The organism is uncultured Ilumatobacter sp. (assembly GCF_963980585.1).
Lineage (GTDB): Bacteria > Actinomycetota > Acidimicrobiia > Acidimicrobiales > Ilumatobacteraceae > Ilumatobacter_A.
In genome coordinates, this window is the sequence record NZ_CAXCAM010000083.1 from 1 (window position 1) to 4,523 (window position 4,523).

Below are 4,523 nucleotides of genomic sequence, written 5' to 3' on the forward strand. Positions count from 1 at the left end.
CGGTGCCGGTGGCATGGCGCAATCCGTCAGCTGCCGCCGTCGGTGCTCTTGTCGCCGGTGAGGAAGTCGTGGTGACCGGCCGGGTCCAGCGGCGGTTCTTCCGCAGCGGCGGCCTGACGCAGACCAGAACCGAACTGGTCGCGGAGCGCTGCCTCCCGGCGCGGCGTACCAAAAGTGTGCGTTCGCTCCTGGCTGCAGCTGCTGCGAACTTGATTCCATAGGCGTCTCAGACGACGCTGCGTACGACCAGGCCAGTCCGTAGTTTCGGCGTGAAAAAGGTCGACTTCGGGGGCATCAGCAGACCTTCCCGAGCGGTGCGCTCGATCTCAGCGACGCTGACCGGGCGGATGAGGACGGCACCGGTCGCGGCGCCGCTCGTGACGGCTTCGACGACGTTGGTCACGCCATGCTGGTAGGTCACAGAGTGCGCAACCTCGGCCAGCACGTGTTCGAGCCATGCTCCATCCAGTGACCGCACCTCATCGAAGGCGCCCAGCTTGGGTGTCAGCCACTGCCCAGTGCCATCGGGTCCAATCAAACAGAGCTTCCCGTCGGCCTCCATCGCAGCGAGCGTGTCGGCCGTGGGCGTCCCGGCATCGGAGAGATCAAACGACGTGCCCAGTGCCGATCGAAGCCCATCGAAATCGATATCGGTGTAGAGCCGGTGGATCGCCTCGACGCTGAGCTGGTCGGCTACCAGTTCGCTGACGAAGGCCAGCGTGTCTTCGACATGGGCGTTCGTGATGCCACTGGCCCGAACCTCATCGCGGAAGGTGCGACTGATGCCGTACCGGTGATGGCCGTCGGCAATCAGGACATCGTCTGATCCGACCTTCTCGGCGATCGCAGCGACGCGGCCCGCGTCGCTGACACGTTCCACGACGTGCTCGACGCCATCAACGGTCACCGATGACAGGTGCTCACCAGGTTCGGCCAGCAAGTCGGTCAGGCCAGCGGCGAGCGAGAGACCCCAAATCGGAGACATATTGGCTTGGGTGGCGCGAGTGAGGTCGAGCCGATCGGTCGACGCCTTTGGTGTGACCCGTTCGTGAGGAAGGACGCCGCCGGCACCATCGTCGACGACTTCCAAACCGCCGAGTACTCCGGCAATATCGCGTGGGGCTCCGGTGGCGTCGATGAATCGCATGCGATAGATCGTGAAGGTGGGGGAGTCGTCGAAGTCGACCACTCCCGCGTCGATCCACTCGCGAAGCACGTTGCCTGCGCGCACGTACCTCTGAGGGCCGGCGGTTTCGCGTGGTACGTCGACGTGCGTGATGTTGAACGCGCTTCGAGCGTTGAGTGCATCGATGTCCACCTCGGACAACACGTCGTAGGGCGGGGCGATCACGTCGTCGATGGTGCGATCGCAGTAGCGGAGAGCTGGAAACGGAGTAAAGCGTGGCACCAGACCAGCATGCCAGTGTTGGACTGCATCGGGTGCAACGATCTACGCGTGATGGACAACAATATGGGTTCCATGCGCACGGTGCTGTGCGACCTTGATGGAGTGGTCTGGCTGGCCCGCGAGCCGATTCCGGGATCGTCCGATGCCGTTGCCCGACTTCGAGCATCTGGTCGTCGAGTGGTCTTCGTAACGAACAACTCGGCTGCCCGCGTCGAGGAACAGATTGCCGCACTCCTTGGCGTCGGAATCCGTGCCGATGGCGACATCGTCAGTTCGTCCACTGCCGCTGCACTCCTGATCGTGCCAGGTGAGCGGGTTCTCGTGGCTGGTGGCCCGGGAATCGTGCAAGCGGTTGAGAGCCGCGGGGGCGTCGCTGTGATCAACGACGGGACGGTGGACGGTGGACCATTCGATGCGGTGATGGTTGGGCTCCACCGCGATTTCGACTACGCACGTTTGGCCGCAGCGGCAAGTGCTCTGCACGGTGGAGCGCGACTGATCGGGACCAACTCTGATTCGACATACCCGACGCCGCGGGGACTCGAACCCGGCGGTGGCTCAATTGTCGCAGCGGTCGCATCCGCGGGTGAGCAAATTCCGACCTTCGCAGGCAAACCGCACCAACCGATGGCTGCAGCGATCGCAGCGCTGATCGGCGACGACTTCGATGCATCGACCACGGTGATGGTTGGGGACCGTCCGGAAACCGACGGTTTGATGGCTGAGCGCTTGGGTTGTGCATTTGCGTTGGTCCGGACCGGCGTGACACAACCGGGACAGGTGGTTGACGTCGACCTCCCGGTTACTGCAGACCTGGCCAACCTTGCTGCTGTCGCAACGGCCATCCTGGATTGATTGCCTGATTCGTTGTCGTGTGGGCACAAGCGCCAGCGGGCGAACTTTCGGCTCAGGCAATGACAGACCGAGGGCACCGATCCAGGCGGCGAGTATCATGGGGCTATGGCCACTTCACCGATTCAGAAGCTCATTGACGCCGGGATTCAATTCACCGATGTGTCGAAGAAACAGGCAGAGAAGATCGTCTCGGAGTTGGTCAAGGCCGGCGACGTTCAGAAGCGCGATGCCGAGAAGGTCGTTTCGCAGCTGGTTGAGCGTGGCAAGGAGACGTCAGACAAGGTCGCCGAAGTCGTGCAGCGCGAAGTCGCCAAGCAGGTCGGCTGGGTGTCGGAGCGGTTCGACGAACTCGAGGATCGCTTCGAAGAGATCGCCGGACGTCTCATTGATCGGGACCAAGGATCCGCAGAGCCGAAGAAGGCTCCAGCTAAGAAGAAGCCTGCCGTCAAGAAGAAGCCCGAAAGTAAGAAGGCTCCAGCCAAGAAGAAGCCTGCCGCCAAGAAGGCTCCGGCCAAGAAGAAGCCCGCCGCCAAGAAGGCACCGGCTCAGAAGAAGACCCCAAGTAAGAAGATCGCAGCAGTCGGAACGTCGGGCGTGCCCAAGGTCGCGACCAAGCGCACCGCTCGGTCGGACTGACGGGACTCCGGTGGCGGCTCGGCGGCGGCTTGACGCCGAATTAGTTCGACGCGAGCTCACATCCAGTCGTACCGAAGCGCAGCAGCTGATCGTCGCGAATCGGGTGCTCGTGAACGGCTCAGTTGCGGCGAAGTCGTCGCGCCAAGTTGCACCCGGAGACGCGCTCGTCGTTTCCGGACCACCGGCCCGCTTCGTCGGTCGCGGTGGTGAGAAGTTGGAAGGCGCGCTCGCTCACTTCGGTCTCGATGTCACTGGCCTTCGAGCGCTCGACGCCGGAGCCTCGACAGGTGGCTTCACTGATTGCCTTCTGCAGCGTGGGGCACGCGAGGTGGTCGCACTCGATGTCGGTCATGGCCAGCTCCATGAGCGGTTGCGCGGCGATGAACGTGTGATCAATATGGAGCGGACCAACGTTCGGCACATCTCCGTCGCCGATATCGGTGGGCCAGTCGACGTGGTCGTCGGTGATCTCTCGTTCATTTCGTTGGCGCTGGTCATTCCCGCCTTGGTGTCGGTGTGCCAACCTGAAGCTCCCATGGTGCTGCTCGTCAAACCCCAGTTCGAGGCCGGCCGTTCGGAGGTCAGCAAGGGACGCGGAATCATCACCGACCCGGTGATCCACGAGCGGGTTCAAGTTGAAGTCGCTCACGCCTTTACCGAGAGCGGCTGCATCGTGCACGACTGGACGACGTCGCCGATCACCGGGGCCGACGGCAACATCGAATTCCTCGTCCACGCAAGGGCACCAATGCTGCAATCCAGCGAGACAGAGCAATGAGCGGCGTCGCGCTGGTCGCGCACCATGAGCGAGATACGGCTCGGGCTCATGCACTCCGTGCAGCAGTGTGGTGCGCGGAGCACCAGCAAGACTTCTGGATGCCGCAGCAGGACGCCGATGCGCTCGACCTGTCCGAACACGCTGACGACCGAGCGATCGCCGAGGCCGACATCGTGTTGAGCTTGGGTGGCGATGGCACGATGCTGCGCGCGGTCGGGATGCTTGAGGGCGCCACGGTTCCAGTGCTCGGCGTGAATCTGGGCTCGTTGGGGTATCTGACCGAAATCGAGCCAGATTCCCTCGAACTCTCGCTGTCCTCGTTCTTTGCCGGACCCGAGTCGGGCGAGTGGCATATCGATGACCGAATGATGCTCGATGTGTCCGTCAACGGAGTTCACGCAGGCCGTGCGCTCAACGAAGCGGTAGTCGAGAAGAGCCAGTCCGGCCACACCGTCCGACTGCTCGCCCGGATTGACGGCGAACCTTTCACGCACTACGCAGCTGATGGTCTCATCGTCGCGACACCGACTGGATCCACCGCGTACTCGCTGTCGGCTCGCGGGCCGGTGGTGTCGCCCCGACATCGGGCCGTGCTGCTCACACCCGTAGCGCCACATATGCTCTTCGATCGGTCGTTGGTGCTCGATCCAAGCGAGGTCGTCGAGATCGAGGTCTCGGGACATCGTCGTGCCGAAGTCGCTATCGACGGCCAGCCGACCGCCACGCTCGACGACGGTGACGTGGTCTGCTGTGTCCCGTCGCCGGCCACCGCCAACTTCGTCCGATTCGGCACGTATCGGTATCACCAGATCCTCAAGGCAAAATTCGGACTCACTGATCGGTGAC

At 63.0% G+C, this 4,523-nt stretch carries 6 protein-coding genes; 5 read left to right on the plus strand and 1 reads right to left on the minus strand.

Going from position 1 to position 4,523, the window contains the following annotated elements:
* The coding region (locus ACH2DW_RS15115; protein WP_394930575.1) for a hypothetical protein at positions 1–221 on the plus strand (221 nt) is incomplete at its 5' end.
* Positions 222–226: 5 nt separating this feature from the next.
* On the opposite strand, the gene ACH2DW_RS15120 is transcribed toward ACH2DW_RS15115, so the two are convergent.
* Complete coding sequence (locus ACH2DW_RS15120; protein ID WP_394930576.1) at positions 227–1,408, minus strand: DUF1015 family protein; 1,182 nt, start codon at positions 1,406–1,408, stop codon at positions 227–229.
* Positions 1,409–1,417: 9 nt separating this feature from the next.
* Between ACH2DW_RS15120 and ACH2DW_RS15125 the strand changes: the two genes are divergently transcribed.
* The 4 genes from ACH2DW_RS15125 to ACH2DW_RS15140 all read left to right on the plus strand — a co-directional run bounded on the left by ACH2DW_RS15125 (position 1,418) and on the right by ACH2DW_RS15140 (position 4,522).
* Positions 1,418–2,263: an HAD-IIA family hydrolase gene (locus ACH2DW_RS15125; RefSeq protein WP_394930577.1), complete on the plus strand. Its 846-nt coding sequence runs from the start codon at positions 1,418–1,420 to the stop codon at positions 2,261–2,263.
* 105 nt (positions 2,264–2,368) lie between these two features.
* A complete protein-coding gene (locus ACH2DW_RS15130; RefSeq protein WP_394930578.1) occupies positions 2,369–2,899 on the plus strand; it encodes a hypothetical protein in 531 nt (176 codons plus the stop codon).
* 10 nt (positions 2,900–2,909) lie between these two features.
* Positions 2,910–3,677 carry a TlyA family RNA methyltransferase gene (locus tag ACH2DW_RS15135; protein ID WP_394930579.1) on the plus strand — a complete coding sequence of 256 codons (768 nt, stop codon included), beginning with the start codon at positions 2,910–2,912 and terminating at the stop codon, positions 3,675–3,677.
* Complete coding sequence (locus tag ACH2DW_RS15140) at positions 3,674–4,522, plus strand: NAD(+)/NADH kinase (protein WP_394930580.1); 849 nt, start codon at positions 3,674–3,676, stop codon at positions 4,520–4,522. The genes ACH2DW_RS15135 and ACH2DW_RS15140 overlap by 4 nt, the downstream gene beginning before the upstream one ends.
* The last annotated feature ends 1 nt before the right edge of the window (position 4,523 follow it).

Coding starts and splice junctions, on each gene's coding strand:
- ACH2DW_RS15130 (WP_394930578.1), top strand. CDS start 2,369: ATGGCCACTTCACCGATTCAGAAGCTCATTGACGCCGGGATTCAATTC.
- ACH2DW_RS15140 (WP_394930580.1), top strand. CDS start 3,674: ATGAGCGGCGTCGCGCTGGTCGCGCACCATGAGCGAGATACGGCTCGG.
- ACH2DW_RS15125 (WP_394930577.1), top strand. CDS start 1,418: ATGCCAGTGTTGGACTGCATCGGGTGCAACGATCTACGCGTGATGGAC.